General features: G+C 66.8%; 21 protein-coding genes. 14 read left to right on the top strand and 7 right to left on the bottom strand.

Going from position 1 to position 20,770, the window contains the following annotated elements; all coding sequences use genetic code 11:
- Positions 1-52 precede the first annotated feature (52 nt).
- From gtdA to A9974_RS13855, 10 genes are all read left to right on the top strand, one after another.
- Positions 53-1,105, top strand: coding sequence for a gentisate 1,2-dioxygenase (gene gtdA / locus A9974_RS13900; RefSeq protein WP_183004762.1), 1,053 nt, complete (start codon positions 53-55; stop codon positions 1,103-1,105).
- A gap of 76 nt (positions 1,106-1,181) precedes the next feature.
- Positions 1,182-1,880 carry a fumarylacetoacetate hydrolase family protein gene (locus tag A9974_RS13895; RefSeq protein WP_183004761.1) on the top strand — a complete coding sequence of 233 codons (699 nt, stop codon included), beginning with the start codon at positions 1,182-1,184 and terminating at the stop codon, positions 1,878-1,880.
- Positions 1,881-1,882: 2 nt separating this feature from the next.
- Complete coding sequence (locus tag A9974_RS13890; protein WP_183004760.1) at positions 1,883-3,142, top strand: flavin-dependent oxidoreductase; 1,260 nt, start codon at positions 1,883-1,885, stop codon at positions 3,140-3,142.
- An 89-nt stretch (positions 3,143-3,231) separates the two neighbouring features.
- Complete coding sequence (locus A9974_RS13885; protein ID WP_183004759.1) at positions 3,232-4,197, top strand: tripartite tricarboxylate transporter substrate binding protein; 966 nt, start codon at positions 3,232-3,234, stop codon at positions 4,195-4,197.
- 50 nt (positions 4,198-4,247) lie between these two features.
- Complete coding sequence (gene maiA, locus A9974_RS13880) at positions 4,248-4,886, top strand: maleylacetoacetate isomerase (protein WP_183004758.1); 639 nt, start codon at positions 4,248-4,250, stop codon at positions 4,884-4,886.
- Positions 4,883-5,281, top strand: a complete 399-nt coding sequence (locus A9974_RS13875) for a chorismate mutase (RefSeq protein ID WP_183004757.1) — start codon at positions 4,883-4,885, stop codon at positions 5,279-5,281. The genes maiA and A9974_RS13875 overlap by 4 nt, the downstream gene beginning before the upstream one ends.
- Entirely contained in the window at positions 5,274-6,278 is a 1,005-nt protein-coding gene (locus A9974_RS13870; protein ID WP_183004756.1) for a tripartite tricarboxylate transporter substrate binding protein, read from the top strand. Before A9974_RS13875 ends, A9974_RS13870 begins: the two co-directional genes overlap by 8 nt.
- A gap of 29 nt (positions 6,279-6,307) precedes the next feature.
- Positions 6,308-7,660, top strand: coding sequence for an FAD-dependent oxidoreductase (locus A9974_RS13865; protein WP_183004755.1), 1,353 nt, complete (start codon positions 6,308-6,310; stop codon positions 7,658-7,660).
- The gene (locus A9974_RS13860) at positions 7,657-8,868 is read left to right on the top strand and encodes a 3-hydroxybenzoate 6-monooxygenase (protein WP_183004754.1); all 1,212 of its coding nucleotides are present in this window, start codon (positions 7,657-7,659) and stop codon (positions 8,866-8,868) included. The genes A9974_RS13865 and A9974_RS13860 overlap by 4 nt, the downstream gene beginning before the upstream one ends.
- A gap of 29 nt (positions 8,869-8,897) precedes the next feature.
- Complete coding sequence (locus A9974_RS13855) at positions 8,898-10,073, top strand: ABC transporter substrate-binding protein (RefSeq protein ID WP_183004753.1); 1,176 nt, start codon at positions 8,898-8,900, stop codon at positions 10,071-10,073.
- Between the two features lie 51 nt (positions 10,074-10,124).
- On the opposite strand, the gene A9974_RS13850 is transcribed toward A9974_RS13855, so the two are convergent.
- Positions 10,125-10,487 (bottom strand): glyoxalase superfamily protein, encoded by a 363-nt coding sequence (locus A9974_RS13850; protein WP_183004752.1) that lies wholly within the window; start codon positions 10,485-10,487, stop codon positions 10,125-10,127.
- 96 nt (positions 10,488-10,583) lie between these two features.
- Between A9974_RS13850 and A9974_RS13845 the strand changes: the two genes are divergently transcribed.
- The gene (locus tag A9974_RS13845; protein ID WP_183004751.1) at positions 10,584-10,943 is read left to right on the top strand and encodes a hypothetical protein; all 360 of its coding nucleotides are present in this window, start codon (positions 10,584-10,586) and stop codon (positions 10,941-10,943) included.
- A gap of 112 nt (positions 10,944-11,055) precedes the next feature.
- Here the strand turns inward: A9974_RS13845 and A9974_RS13840 are convergent, their stop codons facing one another.
- From A9974_RS13840 to A9974_RS13820, 5 genes are all read right to left on the bottom strand, one after another.
- Positions 11,056-12,072, bottom strand: coding sequence for a tripartite tricarboxylate transporter substrate binding protein (locus A9974_RS13840; RefSeq protein WP_183004750.1), 1,017 nt, complete (start codon positions 12,070-12,072; stop codon positions 11,056-11,058).
- Positions 12,073-12,238: 166 nt separating this feature from the next.
- Entirely contained in the window at positions 12,239-12,979 is a 741-nt protein-coding gene (locus A9974_RS13835) for an amino acid ABC transporter ATP-binding protein (RefSeq protein WP_006386910.1), read from the bottom strand.
- Between the two features lie 74 nt (positions 12,980-13,053).
- A complete protein-coding gene (locus A9974_RS13830) occupies positions 13,054-14,157 on the bottom strand; it encodes an amino acid ABC transporter permease (protein ID WP_183004749.1) in 1,104 nt (367 codons plus the stop codon).
- 1 nt (position 14,158) lies between these two features.
- Positions 14,159-15,349, bottom strand: coding sequence for an amino acid ABC transporter permease (locus tag A9974_RS13825; RefSeq protein WP_183004748.1), 1,191 nt, complete (start codon positions 15,347-15,349; stop codon positions 14,159-14,161).
- Positions 15,350-15,483: 134 nt separating this feature from the next.
- On the bottom strand, positions 15,484-16,500 hold the full coding sequence (locus A9974_RS13820) for an amino acid ABC transporter substrate-binding protein (protein WP_183004747.1): 1,017 nt from the start codon (positions 16,498-16,500) through the stop codon (positions 15,484-15,486).
- A 315-nt stretch (positions 16,501-16,815) separates the two neighbouring features.
- Between A9974_RS13820 and A9974_RS13815 the strand changes: the two genes are divergently transcribed.
- The 3 genes from A9974_RS13815 (at position 16,816) to cheD (ending at position 19,535) form a co-directional block, all read left to right on the top strand.
- Positions 16,816-17,529: a cell division ATP-binding protein FtsE gene (locus A9974_RS13815; protein ID WP_183004746.1), complete on the top strand. Its 714-nt coding sequence runs from the start codon at positions 16,816-16,818 to the stop codon at positions 17,527-17,529.
- Complete coding sequence (locus A9974_RS13810; protein ID WP_183004745.1) at positions 17,526-18,434, top strand: ABC transporter permease; 909 nt, start codon at positions 17,526-17,528, stop codon at positions 18,432-18,434. The genes A9974_RS13815 and A9974_RS13810 overlap by 4 nt, the downstream gene beginning before the upstream one ends.
- A 363-nt stretch (positions 18,435-18,797) precedes the next feature.
- Positions 18,798-19,535 (top strand): chemoreceptor glutamine deamidase CheD, encoded by a 738-nt coding sequence (gene cheD, locus A9974_RS13805; RefSeq protein ID WP_183004744.1) that lies wholly within the window; start codon positions 18,798-18,800, stop codon positions 19,533-19,535.
- 38 nt (positions 19,536-19,573) lie between these two features.
- On the opposite strand, the gene A9974_RS13800 is transcribed toward cheD, so the two are convergent.
- A complete protein-coding gene (locus A9974_RS13800; RefSeq protein WP_183004743.1) occupies positions 19,574-20,530 on the bottom strand; it encodes a GlxA family transcriptional regulator in 957 nt (318 codons plus the stop codon).
- Between the last annotated feature and the right edge of the window lie 240 nt (positions 20,531-20,770).

The following is a 20,770-nucleotide window of genomic DNA, read 5'->3' as shown; positions in this document are numbered from 1 at the left end:
GGCCGTGCCTAGAAGAGAGTTGGCCCCGATGCCGGCTCCACAGGAGACAAGCATGCCCGACAGCCATTCCACCGGCGCGGACCGCGCCGCCTATTACGCGCGCATCGCCCAGAAGAACATGGCGCCCTTGTGGGAGTCGCTGCACAACCTGGTGCCGCGCCAGCCCGCGCCGCGCTGCGTGCCCGCCCTCTGGAAATACGACGACGTGCGCGACGACGTGATGGCCGCGGGCTCGCTCATCACCGCCGAAGAGGCCGTGCGCCGCGTGCTGATCCTGGAAAATCCCGGCCTGCCCGGCCAGGCCAGCATCACGCAAAGCCTGTACGCCGGCCTGCAGCTGATCCTGCCCGGCGAGATCGCGCCCAGCCACCGCCACACCCAGTCGGCGCTGCGCTTCATCGTCGAAGGCCGCGGCGCCTACACCGCCGTCAACGGCGAGCGCACCACGATGCATCCGGGCGATTTCATCATCACGCCGTCCTGGACCTGGCATGACCACGGCAACGCGGAAACCGTGGACGGCGGCGAGCCCGTGGTCTGGCTGGACGGCCTGGACATTCCCCTGCTGCGCTTCCTGGACGCGGGCTTTGCCGAGAACTACCCGTCGGCCACCCAGCCCGTCACGCGGCCCGAAGGCGACAGCATGGCGCGCTTTGGCCACAACATGGCGCCGGTGCGGCACCGCCCCGCCGGCGGCACCTCGCCTATCTTCAACTATCCCTACGAGCGCAGCCGCGAGGCGCTGGACGCGCTCTATCGCCACGGCGAACTCGATCCCTGGGACGGCGTGAAGCTGCGCTACCTGAATCCGGCCACGGGCGGCTATCCCATGCCCACCATGGCCACCTTCATGCAGCTGCTGCCCGCGGGCTTTCAGGGCAAGCCGTTCCGCAGCACCGACTCCACTGTCTACAGCGTGGTGGAAGGCCGCGGCACGGCCCGTATCGGCGACGCCGAATTCCACTTCGGCCCGCGCGACGTGTTCGTCGCGCCGTCGTGGCTGCCGATGCAACTGGCGGCGCTGGAAGACGCCACGCTGTTCAGCTATTCCGACCGGCCGGTGCAGGACGCGCTGGGCCTGTGGCGCGAAGAGCGCATCGCCTGACCGCTGCGCGCGCTTGCCCTTCATTTCGGCCGGGACCCGTGCAGGCCCCGGCGCCGCATTCCAAAAAAGGTGATCCATGTCTTTTGTCTTTGCCCCCGCCGCTCCCGTTGCCGTGCCCGTCGCCGGCAGCGCCGACAGCTTCCCCGTGCGCCGCGTCTACTGCGTGGGCCGCAACTATGCCGCCCATGCGCGCGAGATGGGCTTCGACCCCGACCGCGAACCGCCGTTCTTCTTCTGCAAGCCGGCCGACGCCGTGGTGCCGGTCGCGCAGGACACCACGATATCGCTGCCCTACCCGCCTGAAACCGCCAACCTGCACTATGAAATCGAGCTGGTCGCGGCCATCGGCAAGGGCGGCGCGAACATCGCCGTCCAAGAGGCGCTGCAGCACGTCTGGGGCTATGCCGTCGGCCTGGACATGACCCGGCGCGACCTGCAGATGAAGATGCGCGAAGCCGGTCGCCCCTGGGAACTGGGCAAGGCCTTCGACCTGAGCGCCCCGATCGGTCCGCTGCACCGCGCAGCCAACGTCGCCGGCATACACGAGGCAGCCATCTGGCTACAGGTCAACGGCAAGGACAAGCAACGCAGCGACATCGGCAAGCTGATTTGGTCCGTCGCTGAAACCATCGCCTACCTGTCCAGGTACTTCCGCCTGGAAGCCGGCGACCTGATCTATACCGGCACCCCCGAAGGCGTGGGCCCGGTGGTGCGCGGCGACACGATGGTCGGCGGCGTGGACGGATTGGGCACGCTCAGCGTGCGGATGGTGTGACCATGGCCCAAGACACCGATGTGATCATCATCGGCGCGGGCGTGGGCGGCCTGGTGCTGGCGCTGAGCCTGCACCAGGCGGGGATACCCTGCCGCGTCTACGAAGCCGTGCGCGAGATCCGCCCGCTGGGCGTGGGCATCAACCTGCTGCCCCATGCCACGCGCGAACTCGACGAACTGGGACTGCTGCCCGCGCTGGACGCCATCGCCGTGCGCACCCGCGAATCGGTGTTCTACACGCGCCATGGCCAGTTCATCTATGGCGAGCCGGCCGGTACCGACGCCGGCTACGACTGGCCGCAATACTCCATCCATCGGGGCGACCTGCAGATGGCGCTGCTGGCGGCCGTGCGGCAACGCCTGGGCGATGACAGCGTGGTGGTCAACGCCCGCTGCACCGGCGTGACGCAGGACGCCGGCAGCGTCACCGCCCACTTCCAGGACAGCGACGGCCATGCGCTGGCGCCGGTGCGCGGCCGCATTGCGGTGGGCTGCGACGGCATCCATTCCGCGCTACGCAAGCAGCTCTACCCCCAAGAAGGCGCGCCGCGCTACTCGGGCGTGAACATGTGGCGCGGCACCACCCGCTGCAAGCCGTTTCTGTCCGGGGCCAGCATGGTGCGCGCCGGCTGGCTGTCGACCGGCAAGATGGTCATCTACCCCATCCGCGACAGCATCGATGCCGACGGCAACCAGCTGGTGAACTGGGTGGCCGAGATCGACGCCGCCGAACCCGCGGTGCGCGACTGGAACCGTAGCGGGCGGCTGGAGGATTTCTTTCCGGCCTTCGCAGACTGGCACTTCGACTGGCTGGATGTGGCTCGCCTGATCCAGGATGCGGATTCCATCCTGGAGTATCCGATGGTGGACCAGGACCCCTTGCCCACGTGGACCCAGGGCCGCATGACTCTCCTGGGCGACGCCGCCCACCCCATGGTGCCGCGCGGCTCCAACGGCGCGGGCCAGGCCGTGATCGACGCCCGCTACCTGACCGGCCAGCTCAAGCGCCTGGGGCTCACTCCGGAGGCGCTGCAGCAGTACGACCGCGTCCGCGTCGAAGCGACGACGCGCGTGGTGCTCACCAACCGCAGCAACCCGCCCGACGCCATCCTGCGCGAGGTACATGAACGCTCGGCTGGCAAGCCGTTTGCGCGCATCGAAGACGTGATCAGCCGCGAGGAGCTGGAAGGAATATCGCGGCGCTACAAGCAGGTGGCGGGTTTCGACCCGGCCGCGCTGAAGGAGCGGGCGTCGTTCGTGTAGACCGAGAGCAGCGCACGGACGCGGCCTGAAGGCGGCGCCGTCTTCCCACCAAGCCGGCGCATGACCGGCGACCCGATTGGAGACAAACCATGTTCAAGTTCTTACGCCTCCTGGCGGCGGGCGCCCTGGCGGTCACGGCCACGGCCAGCCACGCCGCCTGGCCGGATCGACCCGTCACGCTGGTGGTGCCGTTCACGCCGGGCACCGGCATCGACCTGATCGCGCGGCAATTGGCGGCCTCGCTGCCGCAGACGCTGGGCCAGCCCGTGGTCGTCGAAAACCTGGCAGGCGCCAGCGGCAATATCGGCAGCGAAAAGGTCGCGCGCGCCGCGCCTGACGGCTATACCTTCCTGGTGACGGTGAACACCTTCGTCATGAACAGCAGTCTGTACAAGGGCAAGCTGCGCTTCGACCCGCAACAGGATTTCGCCCCGGTCGGCCTGACGTCCTGGGGCTCGCTGCTCCTGGTCACGCATCCGTCCAATCCCGCCAACAGCGTGCAGGACGTGGTTCGCGCGGCCAGCGCCGCACCCGGCAAACTCAGCTACGGCACCCCGGGCGTGGGCACGCCGCACCACCTGTCCATGGCCCTGTTCCTGGACCGTACCGGCACGTCCATGCTGCATGTGCCGTACAAGGGCACCTCCGGCGCCGTCACCGACATGCTGGGCGGCCGCCTGGACTATATGTTCCTGCCCGTGCACGTCGCGCTGCCGCAGGTGAAGGCCGGCAAGCTGAAGGTGATCGCCACCGGCAGCCCCAAGCGCCTGCCGCAACTGCCCGACACCCCCACACTGACCGAGGCCGGACTGCAAGGCGCGGACGTGGACATGTGGTACGGCGTGCTGGCGCCCAAGGGCACGCCGGCCGCCATCGTCGACCGCATGAACCAGCAGATCAACGCCATCCTGAAAACGCCGGCCACCGCCTCGGCCTTCGATGCGCAAGGCATGGTGCCGGCCACCTCCACCCCCGCCGAATTCGGCGCGTTGATCGCCAAGGATGCCAAGCGCTGGGACGACATCGTCACGCGCACCGGCATCACGGCCGAATGACGCCGCCCGATCGCTCCGTTCCACGCAACCGGTCCCGACCGCAACTTCCTATGCAACTGCACAGCTTCTTCAACAGCTCCACCTCGTACCGCGTGCGCATCGCGCTGGCCCTGAAAGGCGTGGCGTTCGAGGTGCTGCCCATCAACCTGCGCAAGCAGGAACAGCGCGCCGCCGGCTACGTCGCCATCAACCCGTCGGCCGGCGTGCCGCTGCTGACCGATGGCGACTTTTCGCTGTCGCAGTCGCTGGCCATCATCGACTACCTGGACGCGACCCATGCCGAGCCTCGCCTGATTCCTCAGGAGGCGCGCGAACGCGCCCGCGTGCTGGAGCTGTCCGACGCCATCGCCTGCGATATCCACCCGGTCAACAACATGCGCATCCTGCGCTATCTGCAGGAAGAACTGGGCGCCACCGAGGCGCAAAAGACGGCCTGGTATCACCACTGGATCCGCGAGGGACTGACCGCCGTCGAGACCCTGCTGGCACGCCATGGCCATGGCGCGTATTGCTTCGGCGATGCGCCGACGCTGGCCGACTGCTGCGTGGTGCCGCAGGTCGCCAACGCCCAGCGCATGGGCTGCGACCTGTCCGCCTACCCGCGCCTGTTGCAGGTCCATGCGCACTGCATCGCCCAGCCCGCGTTCCAGCAGGCCGCGCCCGCCAACCAGCCGGACTACGTCAAATGACCCGCGGCACCCTTACGGGCCAGGAGCCCGACCCCCAGGGCGCGCCGCTGCGCGAATACACCGACCCCGCCTACCGGCCGCTGTGTGCCACCCTGTCCGAGGTGCGGGCCAACATCGACCGCCTGGACGACGCCATCGTGCGCCTGATCGCCGAGCGCGCCATGTACGTGAAGGACGCCGCGCGCTTCAAGCGCGACGCCTTCCAGGTCAGCGCCCCGGCCCGCCAGGCCGAGGTCTTCGACAAGGTGCGGCGCCTGGCCGAGCGCCACGACCAGGGCTTCGAGAACCTGGACCAGGTGGTGGACGCCGCCTATCGCGCGATGGTCGCGGCCTTCATCGCCAATGAACAGACCTATTTCAACAATATGAAGATCGCGGGAGACAAGCATGGCTGATTCCTTGACCCTGACCCGCGTGCGCGGATTCGCGGCGCGCACGCTGGCCCTGGGGCTGATCGCACTGGCGCCGCTCGGCGCCGCGCAGGCCGCCGACGCGTGGCCTGCGCAACCGCTCAAGGCGATCGTGCCGTTCGGCCCGGGCTCCAGCCCCGACCAGGTGGCGCGCATCGTCGGCGAAAAGGCCGGCGCCATCCTGGGCCAGACCGTGGTGGTGGAAAACAAGCCCGGCGCCAGCGGCAATATCGGCACCTTCGCCATCGCCAATGCCAAGCCCGACGGCTACACCTTCGGCGTGTCCATCACCGGCCCGCTGGTGAACAACACGCTGCTGTTCGACAAGCTGCCGTACGCGCCCGCCACCGACCTGTCGCCGCTGACCCTGGCCGTGCACCAGCCCAACGTGCTGGTGGTGCCCGCCAACGCCGGCATCGATAACGTCGGCCAGCTGCTCGAAGCGCTGAAGAAGCATCCGGACAAGTACAACTTCCCCTCGCCCGGCGCCGGCACCGTGTCGCACCTGGCGGTGGAACTGCTGCTGCAGCAGATCGGCGCGCGCGCCACGCACGTGCCCTACCCGTCGTCGCCCGCCGCGCTGACCTCGCTGCTGTCGGGCGACACGCAGTTCGCGGCGCTGCCGCCCATCGCGGTCATGTCCATGGTGAAGGACGGCCGCCTGAAGGCGCTGGCCGTCACGTCGTCCAAACGCTCCACGCTGCTGCCCGAGATCCCCACGCTGGCCGAAGCCGGCGTGCCGGGCATCGAGGGGTCGGCCTGGATCGGTTTCGTGATTTCGTCCAAGGTGCCGGCCGATATTCAGAAAAAGCTGTCCGACGCGCTGATCCAGGCGATCCGCGACCCTGAGGTGATCAAGCGCCTGCAAGCGCAATTCATGGACCCCGTGGGCAGCAGCCCAGCCGAGTTCCGCGCCTACATGGACGACGAACTCAAGCGCTGGGAACCGCTGATCAAGAAGCTCGGCATCAAGGGCCAGTAGCGCCATCCGCAATACGCAAGGAGACAAGCATGACCATTACCGAACCCGCCCGCCAGATCCCGCTGTACGGCGAATATGAAGCCGTCGTGCTGGGCGGCGGCCCGGCCGGCATCCTGGCGGCCGCCAGCGCCGCCCGCAACGGCGCCCGCGTGCTGCTGGTGGAGCGCTACGGCTTCCTGGGCGGCATGGGCACGGCGGCGGGCGTCTCCAACTTCTGCGGGCTGCATGCGAACATCCACGGCGATATCCAGCAGGTCGTGCACGGCATCACCGACGAGCTGCTGGACCGCATGCGCGCGCTGGACGGTCTGAACGACCCGCACCTGATTCTGGGCAAGATCCATGCCCAGGCCTACGACATCTCGGCGTTCAAGTGCGCGGCCGACGGCCTGGTGCAGGACAGCGGCGCGCAGATCCTGTTCCACGCGCTGGCCAGCGGCCTGACGCGCGACGCGGCCGGCAATGTCGATGCCCTGTTCCTGGAAACCAAGTCGGGCCGCTGCGCCGTGCGCGGCAAGATCTTCATCGACTGCTCGGGCGATGCCGACATCGCCCAGTGGGGCGGATTGCCGTTCGAGAAAGGCGACGCCCAGGGCCATATGCTCTACCCCACGCTGATGTTCAAGGTCGGCAATGTCGACGGCGTGCGCGCTCAGGAAGCCTGGAAGACCATCCCCGTCCTGATGGACCAAGCCGCCGCCAGCGGTGAATTCACCTTTCCGCGGCGCGGCGCCATCGTGCGGCCGCAAAAGCACGACTATGAATGGCGCGTCAACGTCACGCAGCTGGCCAACGCCGACGGCAGCGCGGCCGACGGCACCGATGCCGCCTCGCTCTCGGCCGGCGAACTGGAAGGCCGCCGCCAGATCACGCAGTACCTGGCGTTCCTGCGCGCCAAAGTGCCGGGTTTTGAACAGGCCTACGTACTGGACATCGCGCCGCAGCTGGGCATCCGCGAAACCCGCCGCATCATCGGCGAAGCCATGCTGACCAAGGAAGACGTGCTCGGCTGTGCCGACTTCGACGACAGCATCGGCGTGAACGGCTGGCCGCTGGAAATGCACACGGCCGGCGACGTGCAATGGATGTGGCCGCCCATTCCCGAATCGCGCGGCTACAACCAGCTGCCGTTTCGCATGATGGTCCCGCGCCGCGGGCCGGGCGTGGCCGGCAACGTGCTGGTGGCCGGGCGCTGCGCATCGATGACGCACGAAGGCCAATCCGCCGCACGCGTCAGCGGCAGTTGCTTCGTGATGGGCGAAGCCGCCGGCACCGCGTCGGCGATGGCGCTGCGCGCGGGCTGCGCGCCCGCCGCCGTGCCGGTGGCGGCGCTGCAGGCGCAGCTGCGGCGGCAAGGCGTCTTCCTGGGTGGCAACGCATGAATACGGCATCCTCCAGACAATCCGTGATCGTCGTGGGCGGCGGCATCGGCGGCCTGGCCGCCGCGTTGGCGCTGACGCGCCAGGGCATCGCCGTGCAGTTGCTGGAACAGGCCGCGCACATCGGCGAGATCGGCGCGGGCATCCAGCTGGGACCCAACGCCTTCGCCGCGCTGGACGCGCTGGGCGTGGGCGTCACGGCGCGCGAGCGCGCGGTCTTTACCGACCACATCATCATGATGGACGCGGTCGATGCCCGCGAAGTCGTGCGCATCGACACCGGCGCCGCCTTCCGCGAGCGCTTTGGCGGCCCCTACGCCGTGATACACCGCGCGGACATCCATCTGTCCATCCTGGAAGCCGTGCAGCAGAATCCGCTGATCCGCTTTCGCACCTCGACCCAGATAGCCAGCGTGTCGCAGGACGGCCGGCGGGTCGAGGTCGTCGACACCGAGGGCAACCGCTACCAGGCCGACGCCGTGGTGGGCGCCGACGGCGTCAAGTCCGTGATCCGCGAACGCCTGATCGGCGACCCGGCGCGCGTCACCGGCCACGTGGTCTACCGCGCCGTGGTGGAACGCGAGAACATGCCCGAGGAATTGCGCATCAACGCGCCCGTGCTGTGGGCCGGCCCGCACTGCCACCTGGTGCATTACCCCTTGCGCGGCGGCCAGCAATACAACCTGGTGGTGACCTTCCACAGCCGCGAACAGGAGCAATGGGGCGTGCGCGAAGGCAGCAAGGAGGAAGTGCTGTCGTACTTCCAGGGCATCCATCCGCGCCCGCACCAGATGCTGGACCGCCCCACCTCGTGGAAGCGCTGGGCCACCGCCGACCGCGAGCCCGTCGAGCACTGGGGCCAGGGCCGCGTCACCATCCTGGGCGACGCCGCCCACCCCATGACGCAATACATGGCCCAGGGCGCCTGCATGGCGCTCGAAGACGCGGTGACGCTGGGCCAAGCCGTGAAGCGCTGCGGCCACGACCTTGAGGCGGCCTTCCGCCTGTACGAATCGGTGCGCATCCCGCGCAGCGCCCGGGTGGTCTGGTCCACTCGCGAAATGGGCAGGCTCTATCACGCGCGGGGCGTCGAACGCACCGTGCGCAACATGCTGTGGACCGGCCGCAGCCAGTCCCAGTTCTACGACGCGCTGCAGTGGCTCTATGGCTGGAAAGTGGAGAACTGTCTCGCGGGACCCATCGAGCCGTAACAAAACGGCCAGTACAGGAGGAGACAACCATGACAATGACACCCATCCGCGGCAGCGCCGCCCTGCTGCTGGCGTTCGCCGCCTTGGCCGCCCATGCCCAGCAGAAACCCGTGGACATCGGCTTCATCGGCACGCTGTCCACGCCCGCCGGCTACATCGGCGAGGACGAGCGCGACGCCTTCATGCTGGCCGTCAAGGAAGGCGGCGGCAAGCTGGGCGGCGTGCCGGTGAACGTGCGGGTCGAGGACGACGCGCTCAAGCCGGCCAATGCCAAGCAGATTGCCGACAAGATGGTGCAAGGCGGCGTGCGCCTGTTCACGGGCGTCAACTTCTCGAACGTGCTGGCCGCGGTGGCGCCGACGGTGCTCAACGCCGGCGGCTTCTATGTCAGCCTGAACGCCGGGCCGTCCAACTACGCAGGCAAGGCCTGCAACCCCAACTACTTCTCGGTGTCGTTCCAGAACGATTCGTACGCCGACACGGCTGGCATCGCCGCCAACGAGCTGGGCGCCAAGCGCGTCGCCGTCATGGCGCCCAACTACCAGGCCGGGCGCGATGCCGTCGCCGGCTTCAAGCGCACGTACAAGGGCGAGATCGCCGAAGAAATCTATACCAAGCTGGACCAGGCCGATTTCTCGGTGGAGCTGGCGCGCATCCGCTCGCTCAACCCGGACGCCATCTTCCAATTCCACCCCGGCGGCGCCGGCATCAACCTGACCAAGCAATTCGCCAATTCGGGCCTGTCGGACAAGATCAAGATGATCACGCCCATCTACTCGATGGACGAGCGCATGCTGGCCGCCACCGGCAACGCAGGCAAGGGCTTTTACTTGAGTTCGCTGTGGAGCGCTGATCTGGACAACGCGCAGAATAAGCACTTCGTGGAAGCCTTCACCAAGGCCTATAACCGCGCGCCCACCGCCTATGCGGCGCAGGCCTATGACACGGCCAACCTGCTCGGCACCGGCCTGAAGGCCGTGGACGGCGACATCGCCGGCAAGCCCGATGCGTTCCGCGATGCCCTGCGCCGCGCCGACTTCCCCAGCGTGCGCGGTAAATTCAAGTTCGGCCCCAACCAGCATCCCGTGCAGGATTGGTACCTGTTGCACATCGAGGCGGGACCGGACGGCAAGCTGGTCTACAAGAACCTCAAGGTGATCGCGCGCGGCCACACCGACGTACACGCGGCCGACTGCAAGATGTAGCGCCGCGGGCCGGCGCCCGGTTCATCGCCACCGGAACCGCGCGCCGGGCCCCTAATCCTGCGATTCGCAGAACGTCAGCCGGTTGCCAAACGGATCGGTCACCTGCAGCAGCCGGCCCCAGGGCGCCTCTTCGATCCCGGGGCGCGCATAGCCGTATTGCCTGGCGATCAGCTCGGCCTGGTAGTCGTCCACGCCTTGCGTGCGCACAAAGATCGCCGAGCCCGGCGTGGCGTCGCCGTAGTGTTCGCTCAGATGCAGCACCAGGTCGCCGCGGTGCACCTGCGCGTACAGCGGCAGGCCGGGTTCAAAGCGGTGTTCCCAGTCCCATTCAAAACCCAGGAAATCCAGATAGAACTCGCGTGCCTTTTCCTCGGAAAAAATGCGCAGGATGGGGATGGCATGGGACAAATGCATGGTCTGGCCTTAGTATGCGAGGGTTGCGCACAGGACTACCGGTGCGCCGCGAAAACAGCACGCGCATCCGCTCAAGCATAAAGCAAACCGATCCCCATGCCCGACGCCCAAGCCGCTTCCTGGAAACACCTGCCCGCGCCCAAAAAGCGCGCCCCGCTGCCGTTCGACGCTGTCTACACGGCCGAGCAGCATGCGCGCCTGCGGCAAGGCCGCATCCCGCAGGAAATGGAAGACAAGTGGTTCATCTACCTGGAAGGCGACGTGCTGCGCTTTCACCGCAGCTGGACCGGTATCTGGATCTACGCCCTGACCTTGCGGCCGGAAGACGGCCAATGGCGCGCCAGCGGCGCATGGGTCAACCGCGAGACCGACCAATACGGCTGCACCGACCTGGAAACCGATCGCAAGCTGCTGCTCCGGCTGATCGACGGCCTGCTGGCCGCGCCGGTGGAATAAGGCGCGCAAAGCAGAACGCCGCACCCAAGGGTGCGGCGTTGCATCGACCTGACGGGCCAGTCGCGCCCGCCGGCTTGACGCCAGCGGTAACGCGACCGACCCGCGCAACCGCTTAGTTCAGGCTGGCGCCGGAGATCTTCACGATCTCCTGGTACTTGGCCTTTTCGTTCTTCACGAACTCGGCGAAGGCTTCGGGCGTCATCGGTCCCACTTCCGAACCCATCAACAGCGAGCGTTGCTTCACGTCGGGCAGTTCCATCGCTTCAGCGAAGGCCTTGTGCAGTTTGGCCACCACCGGGGCGGGCGTGCCGCCCGTGGCGAACACGCCAAACCAGGTGCCCAGGTCAAAGCCCTTGATGCCGGACTCTTCCACCGTGGGCACATTGGCCAGCAGCGACGAGCGCTTGGCCGTGGTCACGGCCAGCGCCTTGACCTTGCCGTCCTTGATCAGCGGGGCGGACGCCGCCAGGTTGTCGAACATGAAGTCCGACTGGCCCGACAGCAGCGCCAACTGCGCCGGCGCCGCGCCCTGGTAGGGGATGTGCTCGACATTGATGCCGGCGCGCGCCTTGAGCAGTTCGCCCGACAGGTGGCCCGCGCTGCCGTTGCCGCCCGAACCGTAGTTCAGCTTGCCCGGGTTCTTCTTGGCGTAATCGATCAGGTCGGCCAGCGTCTCGATCTTGTTCTTGGCAGCGAACTCGACGTTCATGACCAGCACGTTCGGCACCGACGTCACGATGGTGATCGGCGCAAAGTCCTTCACCGGGTCATAGGGCAGGTTGGCGAACAGCCAGGGGTTGATGGCGTGGGTGGCCACGGCGCCCATCACCAGCGTGTAGCCGTCAGGCGCGGCCTTGGCCACCAGGTCGGCGCCGATGTTGCCGCCGGCGCCCGAACGGTTTTCGACGATGACGGGCTGGCCGAGCGAGCCGCGCACCTTTTCCGCCAACATGCGGGCCATGGTGTCCAGCGGGCCGCCGGGCGGGTAAGGCACCACGAAGCGCAGCGGCTTGGTGGGGAAATCGGTAGCCTGGGCCAGCGCGGGTGCGCCGAAGGCCAGCGTGGCGGCCAGGGCCGCGGCGCCGCCCAGCAAGGCGCGGCGCAGAGCGCGACGGGGGGGTTGTGTCATCTCGTGTTCTCCTCTCGATGCATCATTGGCGGTCGGTAGCATACCGCAGCGAGCAGAATGGCGTAACAAAGAGATACCGCCGAAAAGCGCTCATCCAAAGAAAAACCGCCTTCGCGGGAAGGCGGTTTTCGGTCCCCGGGGCGGCAAGCGCCGCCCGCGGTTCATATCAATGCAAGATCTGGCTCAGGAACAGCTTGGTGCGTTCGTTCTGCGGGTTGTCGAAGAACTCGTCCGGGCTGTTCTGCTCGATGATCTCGCCGCGGTCCATGAAGATGACGCGGTTGGCGACCTTGCGCGCAAAGCCCATTTCGTGGGTCACGCACAGCATCGTCATGCCGCTTTCCTGGGCCAGGTTGACCATCACGTCCAGCACTTCCTTGACCATTTCCGGGTCCAGGGCCGAGGTGGGCTCATCGAACAGCATGATCTTGGGGCTCATGCACAGCGAACGGGCAATCGCCACGCGCTGCTGCTGGCCGCCGGACAACTGGCCGGGGAATTTCTTGGCCTGGTCTGGGATGCGCACGCGCTCCAGGTACTTCATGGCCGTGGCTTCGGCCTCGGCGCGCGGCTTTTTCAGCACCCACATGGGGCCCAGCGTCAGGTTCTCCAGCACCGTCAGGTGCGGGAACAGGTTGAAGTGCTGGAACACCATGCCGACGTCCTTGCGGATGGTCTCGATGTGCTTCAGATCGTTGGTGAGCTCCGTGCCGTCCACGATGATGTGGCCTTTCTGGTGCTCTTCGAGCCGGTTGATGCAGCGGATCATGGTGGACTTGCCCGAGCCGGACGGCCCGCACACCACGATGCGCTCACCCGGCGCCACGTCCAGGTTGATATTGCGCAGCACGTGGAACTGGCCGTACCACTTGTTCACGTCCTGCAGTCGAATGATGGCATCAGACATGCCTGTACTCCCTAAGTATCGCGGTGCGCGCCCGCTTTGGGCGGACGCGCGGCAAAAGTGTGGGGCTGTTGACCCTAGCGTTCGTGACCCGTGGCCAGGCGTTTTTCCAGTGCCTGGCTGTATTTGGACATGGAGAAGCAGAAGACGAAGTAGATCAGCGAGATGAACAGGTACGCCTCTACGCCGAATCCACGCCATGCCGCGTCGGACAATGCCGCCTTGGCCGCCAGCGTCAGGTCGAAGATGCCGATGATGACCACCAGCGAGGTGTCCTTGAACAGCGCGATGAAGATGCTGACCAGCGGCGGGATGACGATCTTCAGGGCCTGCGGCAGGATGATCTTGCGCATCTGCTGCCAGTAGTTCAGGCCCAGCGAATCGGCGCCCTCGTACTGCCCCTTCGGAATCGCCTGCAGGCCGCCGCGTACCGTTTCCGCGATGTACGCGGCCGCGAACATGATGATCGCGATCTGCGCGCGCAGCAGCTTGTCGATGGAAAAACCTTCCGGCAGGAACAGCGGCAGCATCACCGACGACATGAACAGCAGGCTGATCAGCGGCACGCCGCGGATCAACTCGATGTACACGACGCACAACGCCTTGATGGCCGGCATCTTCGAGCGCCGGCCCAGGGCCAGCAGCACGCCGATCGGGAAGGCGAAGGCGATGCCGAACGTGGACAGGATGAGCGTGAGCGGCAGGCCGCCCCAGCGCGCGTTTTCCACGTAGGTCAGGCCGAACACGCCGCCCCACATCAACAGGGCCACGGCGGTCAGGCCGACGATCCAGATGAGGGCAAGCTTGGCGTTCCAGAAGCGGCGGATGCCGCTGCAGACGATGACCGCGATCAGGATGATGGTGGCGATCAGCGGACGCCACTGTTCGTCGTACGGATACGTGCCGAACAGGATCAGGCGATGTTTCTCGATGATGAAGGCCCAGCAGGCGCCGCCGACGGACGCGCGGCATTCCTGGGCGTTGGCGGCGGTGTAGTTGGCCTTGATGAAAGCCCATTCCACCAGCGCCGGCACCGACATCAACAGGAACCAGGCCACCAGCACCGTGATCAGGATGTTCAGCGGAGAAGAAAACAGGCGCTCGCGCAGCCAGGCCCATGCGCCAACGTGGGTCTTGGGCGGCGGCAGCCCTTCGGTGGGGATATGCGTAGTGCTGCTCATATCAACGCTCCACCAGCGCGATGCGCTTGTTGTACCAGTTCATGAATATCGAGATCGACAGGCTGACCGTCAGGTAGGCGCCCATGATGATGAGGATGCCCTCGATGGCCTGGCCCGTCTGGTTCAGCGTGGTGTTCACCACCGACACGATGTCCGGATAGCCGATGGCCACCGCCAGCGAGCTGTTCTTGGTGAGGTTGAGGAACTGGCTGGTCATCGGCGGGATGATCACGCGCAGCGCCTGCGGCAGCACCACCAGGCGCAGCATCTGCTTGCGGCGCAGGCCCAGGGCCTCGGCGGCTTCCCATTGGCCTTTGTTGACGGCCTGGATACCCGAACGCACCACTTCGGCAATGAAGGCCGAGGTGTAGATCACCAGGCCGGCCAGCAGCGCGGCGAATTCCGGCGACAGCGTCAGGCCGCCCGAGAAGTTAAAGCCCTTGAGCTCCGGCATGTCCAGCGTCAGCGACGCGCCGCTGACCAGCCAGCCCACCAGCGGCAAGCCGATGAGCAGGCCGATGGCGGCGCGGCCCAGCGGAAACACATGACCGGTGGCTTCCTGGCGCTTCTTGCCCCAATGGCCCAGGAACAGGATGGCGACGATGGCCAATCCCAATCCGGCCAGCATCCAGTCGAGCGAATGGCCTTCCAGCGCCGGCACCTTCAGGCCGCGGTTGGAGATGAAGACGCCCGGCAAGGGATTGTGCGCCTGGCGCGGGCCGGGCATGTTCTCGGTGATCAGCGCATACCAGAAGAACAGTTGCAGCAAGAGCGGCACGTTGCGCATCACTTCGACGTAGATCGAGGTGATCTTGGCGACCAGCCAGTTCTTGGACAGCCGGCCGATGCCGATCAGCGTACCCAGGATGGTGGCCAGCACGATGCCGAGCACGGCGACGCGCAGCGTGTTGAGCAGGCCCACCACGATGGCGCGGCCGTAGGTATCTGCAGGGGTGTAGGCAACGGGTGTTTCGCCAATGGCGAAGCCGGCCTCGCGGTTGAGGAAACCGAAGCCCGTGGCGATGTTGCGCACGGACAGGTTGTGAAGCGTGTTTGAAACCAGGAACCACACCGCCAAAGCCACGGCGGCCAGTGCTAGCACTTGATAGACCACGGCGCGCACGCCAGGGTCGTTCCAGTTCAGACGCCGGGGGGGTGCCGAAATCGGGGCGTTTTTATTGGGGTTTGTCATCGAATGAATCTACAGAAGTCGGACACCGGGCGGCTGGGGCCCGAAGGGCCACGCGCCGCCCACTCCTGCCACCCGCTCGGAGGCGGGCTAGGCATGGCGCAGGAGGGCTGCGCCATGCCGGGCAGAGCCGTGTGTTAGCGCACCGGCCAGCCGTACATCAAGCCACCTTGCTTATAGTTTGCATTCAAGCCGCGGTCCAGCTTCATGGCGCTGCTCTTGCCGAGCGTGGCTTCGAAGCTTTCGCCGTAGTTGCCGATCTGCTTGATGATGTTGTAGGCCCACTTGTCGTCAACGCCCAGGTTCTTGCCCATGCCCGGGGTCACGCCCAGGATGCGCTGGATGTTGGGGTTGGTGCTCTTGGTCATTTCATCGACGTTGGCCTTGGTAATGCCGTATTCCTCGGCTTCCAGCATCGCGTTCAGCGACCAGCGGACGATGTTGAACCACTGCTCGTCACCCTGGCGGACCATGGGGCCCAGCGGCTCCTTGGAGAAGTCTTCCGGCAGGATGATGAACTTGTCCGGATTCTCGAGCGTGGTGCGGGTCGAGGCCAGCTGCGACTTGTCGGTCGTGAAGGCATCGCAGCGGCCGGCCGAGAAGGCGCGGATGATTTCGTCGTACTTGTCGATCACGACGGGCTTGAATTCGATCTTCTGGCCACGGAACCAGTCAGCCAGGTTCAGCTCGGTGGTGGTGCCGGGCTGCACGCAGATGGTGGCGCCGTTCAGTTCCTTGGCGCTCTTGACGTTCAGGTCCTTGGAGACCATGACGCCTTGGCTGTCGTAGTAGTTCACGCCCACGCCGATCAGGCCCAGGGTGGTGTCGCGGGTCAGCGTGACGGTGGTGTTGCGGGTCAGCACGTCCACTTCGCCCGATTGCAGCGCGGTGAAGCGTTGCTGGGTGTTCAGCGGGGTGACCTTGATCTTGGTGGCATCGCCGAACATGGTGGCGGCGACGGCGCGGCACAGGTCCACGTCCAGGCCCTTGTATTCACCCTTGCTGTCGGCGATGGAGAACCCCGGGATGCCCGTAGACACGCCGCATTGGACAAACCCTTTTTTCTTGACGTTATCGAAGGTCGCACCTGCATTGGCAGCCGCGGACGCAGCGAACAGGGCGGTGCCAATGGCAGCGAGTTTCAGTACTTTCATCGTGATCTCCGTAGGGGTGTAGCGAAGCCGAACGCAAGGCCGGGTCGGGCTTTACGCATGGGGCGGATGGTAGCGTCCGCAAAGCAGCCTCCGCATCCGGGAATTCCCTTGAAATATAGGGACACTGGATGAAATCAAACGCAGTTGGCCGGCAAAAACGGGGACATGGTTTTGCCATCGAAAACGTGTCCGACCGGTCACATGCTCCGGCGCCGTCCCGTGACATTGGGACACGCTTTCGCTCGATCGCCCCCGCCGGATTTAGGCCAGCTTACTGTCCCCGAGTTACTATTGCGGCTTCATCCGACAGCCGCCATGATCGAATTCCAGCACGTATTCAAATCGTATGGTCGCGGCCGCAATATCCTGGCCGACATCAACTTCCGCGTGAGCGCGGGAGAGTTCGTCTTCGTGTCGGGCCCGTCCGGCGCCGGCAAGTCCACCCTGCTCAAACTGATCGGAGGATTGGAGCCCGCCAGCCGCGGCTCGATCCAGGTCAATGGGCAGCGGCTGGACAAGCTGCCCGCCCGCGCCCGGCCCTACCTGCGCCGCGCCGTGGGCGTGATCCTGCAAGACACCCACCTGCTGTTCGACCGCAGCGCCTTTGAAAACGTGATGCTGCCGCTGGCGGTCACGGGCCATCCCTGGGATGGCGCCGCCGCCCGGGCGCGCGCCGCGCTGGACAAGGTGGGGCTGTCGGGCAAGGAAGACCTCAATCCCATCGAACTGTCGGGCGGCGAACAGCAGCGCCTGGCGATCGCGCGCGCCATCGTCAACCGGCCCGCCATCCTGATCGCCGACGAACCCACCGCCAACCTCGACCACGACAACGCGCAGCGCATCATGAACGTGTTCCGCGACTTCAACCGCGTCGGCGTCACGACGCTGATCGCCTCGCACGACCAGGAACTCATGGCGCGCTACGCCACCCGCACCCTGCGCATCGATCCAGGCAAGTTCGCCGACTCGCAAGGCGACGCGGCACCCGCCCCAGCGGCCGGCCGCGGCACGGCAGGAGAACCGGCATGAACGCCTGGCTGCGGCAACACCGCTATGCGCTCATGGTCACGTTGCGCCGGTTGGTGAAGCAACCGTTCTCGTCGCTGGCCAACCTGCTGGTCATGGCCCTGGCCCTGGCCTTGCCCTTGCTGGGCAGCGCCATCCTGGTGTCGGTGCAACCGGTGGCGCGCGAAATGTCCGTCACCCCCGAAGTCACCGTCTTCATGCGCGTGGATGCGCCCGCCGGCGCCGCCGCGGACATCGCCAAGCGCATCCAGGCCGACTACGCCGCCGACGTGCGCGCCGTGCGCGTGGTGGGCCGCGAAGACGCCCTGGCCGACCTGCGCGCCAACCCCGCCTGGCAACAGGCGCTGGCCGTGCTGCCGGGCAACCCGCTGCCCGACGCGGTGGTGGTCACGCTGGCCGACGGCGAAGACCTGGCCGGCCGCGCCGGCAAGCTGGCGCAAGACTGGAAACAATGGAACCAGGTGGACCTGGTGCAGCTGGACAGCGCCTGGGTCCAGCGCCTGGAAGCCATCTTGCGCTTTGCCCGCATCGGCCTGGCCTTCCTGGCGGCCTGCGTGGCGGTGGTGGTGCTGGCCACGGTGTTCAACACCGTGCGCATGCAGGCGCTGTCGCAACGCGAGGAAATCGCGGTGGCGCGCCTGGTGGGCGCCACGGAATCCTTCGTGCGCCGCCCCTTCCTGTATCTGGGCGCGCTGTCCGGCGCCCTGGCCTCGCTGCTCGCCATCGGCGTAGCGGCGGCGGCGCTGTCGCCCCTGAACAACGCCCTGCTCGGCCTGGCCCGCAGCTACGGGGCCGAGTTCGCGCTGCACCTGCCCGGCGCTCCCGTGCTGCTGGTGGCCATCGTTGCCTCGGCCGCCCTGGGCGCGCTGTCGGCGCGCTGGTCCGTGACCCGCAGCACCCGCTTCTAAAGCGGCGTATAGCCCCCCTTCGTCCCCGTGATCCGGGGAAAGACCCCGCCCGGCCCTGTGTAGGATGGTTCATCCCTCCTCGCAGCGGCCGCGTGCGGCCCGGCGAGCCGGGGGGCTGCCAGGCTGTTACAGGGGCAGGCGGGGCCGCCGCGTGTCATGCAAATGGGCAAGAATGCCCGGGCACTGACAAATGTTTATATATCAGGGACATAACAAAGTTGCGGTTACACAGGATTTCACCCTATCGTCGGCCAGATGTGCAAGAATAAAGCGACATTTTTATACATATTTTGAAACGTTTATTGTCCCACCGAGTATCGCCCTTCGTGTCCCAATCGCTGTCCTTGCCCTTGATTCCGCTCCATGGTCGCCCGTCTTGAAGCCCGTGCAACGCGCCATTACTTCGATAGCGCGTTCCAGTCTCCGGCGGTGAAAGTACTTCCCAACGAGTACTACGTCACCGATGAAGACCTGATGATCTCGACCGTGCTCGGGTCGTGCGTGGCCGCCTGTATCCACGACCCCGTTACCGGCGTGGGCGGCATGAACCACTTCATGCTGCCCGAGGGCGACATGCAGTCGCCCGCGTCGGCCACCATGCGCTACGGCGCGTTCGCCATGGAAGTGCTGATCAACGAACTGCTCAAGGCGGGCGCGGTGCGCGACCGCCTGGAAGCCAAAGTGTTCGGCGGCGGCGCGGTGCTGTCGGCGATGCAGCAGATGAACATCGGCGAACGCAATGGCCAGTTCGTGCTGAACTACCTGAAGACGGAAGGCATTCCGGTCAAGGCGCAGGACCTGGGCGACGTGCATGCGCGCCGCATCAACTATTTCCCGCGCGACGGCCGGGTGATGGTCCGCAAGATGGCGCCGCATCATCAGCGCGCCGAAGAGATCATCGCCAAGCGCGAACAGGCCGCCGCCCAGAGCGTGCAGGCCAAGACCCAGAGCCCGCCGCGGGTCGAACGCTTCACGCCGCCCGGCGTCGAACGCTTCGACCGGCCGGCCGCGCGTGCGGGGGTGGAACGATTTGATCGTCCGGGCGTGGAGCGCTTCGATACCGGCCTGCGCCGCCGCAAGCCCGAAACCGCGGGCAGCTAAGGCGCGCGGCGCGGTAAAGGGCCCGCGCGCCCGCCGCGTCAGCGGCCGAAGCTGGCGCGGTACTGGCTGGGCGACACGCCCAGCCGCCGCTGGAATACCTCGCGCAGATGCCGCGCATCGCGAAAGCCGCAGTGAAAGGCCACGGTCTTGAGCGGCGCGGACTCGCGCTCGAGCCGGGCGCGGGCCGCATCCACCCGCGCGCTCTCGACGAAATCGGCCGGTGTCACGCCCGCGTCCCGCAGGAACACGCGCGAGAAATTGCGGCGGCTCATATTGGCCACCGCCGCCAGCGCGTCCAGGCCCAGGTCATCGGCCAGATGGCCCAACACGTATTGCTGCACCAGGGCGACGGCGGACGTCTCCTCGACGAAGGGCGTCAGGAACGGGCTGAACTGCGATTGCCCGCCCGCGCGCTGCATGAAGACCACCAGCCGCTTGGCCACGTTCAACGCCACGTCCGGGCCGTGATCCTGAGCCACCAGATGCAGGGCCAGGTCGATGCCGGCGGTGACCCCGGCCGAGGTGTGCAAGCGGCCATCCTGCACATACAGGCGGTCAACCTCGACACGCAGCCCGGGATAGCGCACCGCCAGCGCCTGCGCGTCGTTCCAGTGGGTCGTGACGACGGCGCCTGGCGGCAGCCCCGCGCGAGCCAGCAGGAACACGCCATTGCAGATCGCGCCGTAGCGCGGCGCCTGGGCGCAGGCCGTGCGCAGCCAGGCCAGCGCCTCGTCCGGTTCGCGGGCATCCGGCAGGCCCGGTCCGCCGGCGGCCAGGAGCAGGTCCGGCACGCCGTCCACCAGCGTGTAGTGGCGCTGCGGCGCCAGCTGCATGCCGTTGGAACAGGAGACAGCGCCGCGCGTCAGGCCGATCAGTTCGAGCCGGTACTGCTGGGCGGGCAGCAGGAAGCGGTTGGCTTCGGCGAACACGTCCAGCGGACCGCTGACGTCCAGGGACTGCACCCCGGGGAACACGACAATGGCGACGGATTTCATGGCGGCGGGCAAAGACGGCGGATGGGAAGGCCGGCGGGCGGCATGCCGCTACCTTAGCCCAGGGGCGCATTGCACCGCGACCCGGTGCGCCAATGCTGGCCGCAATCCGTGCCAGGGCGGCCCTGATCCGCCGCCGTGCAGGCCCTTGGCCGCAGGATGCGCCAAGCTGGCCCGAATCGGTGCCGCGCGGCGCTCGCCCACGCGGGCGCCGCCGCCCAGAATCCCTCATCGGCCCTGCGC

This window comes from Achromobacter sp. UMC71, from assembly GCF_014170305.1.
Taxonomy (GTDB): Bacteria; Pseudomonadota; Gammaproteobacteria; order Burkholderiales; family Burkholderiaceae_B; genus Achromobacter.
This window is presented reverse-complemented; position numbering and strand designations above follow the sequence as displayed.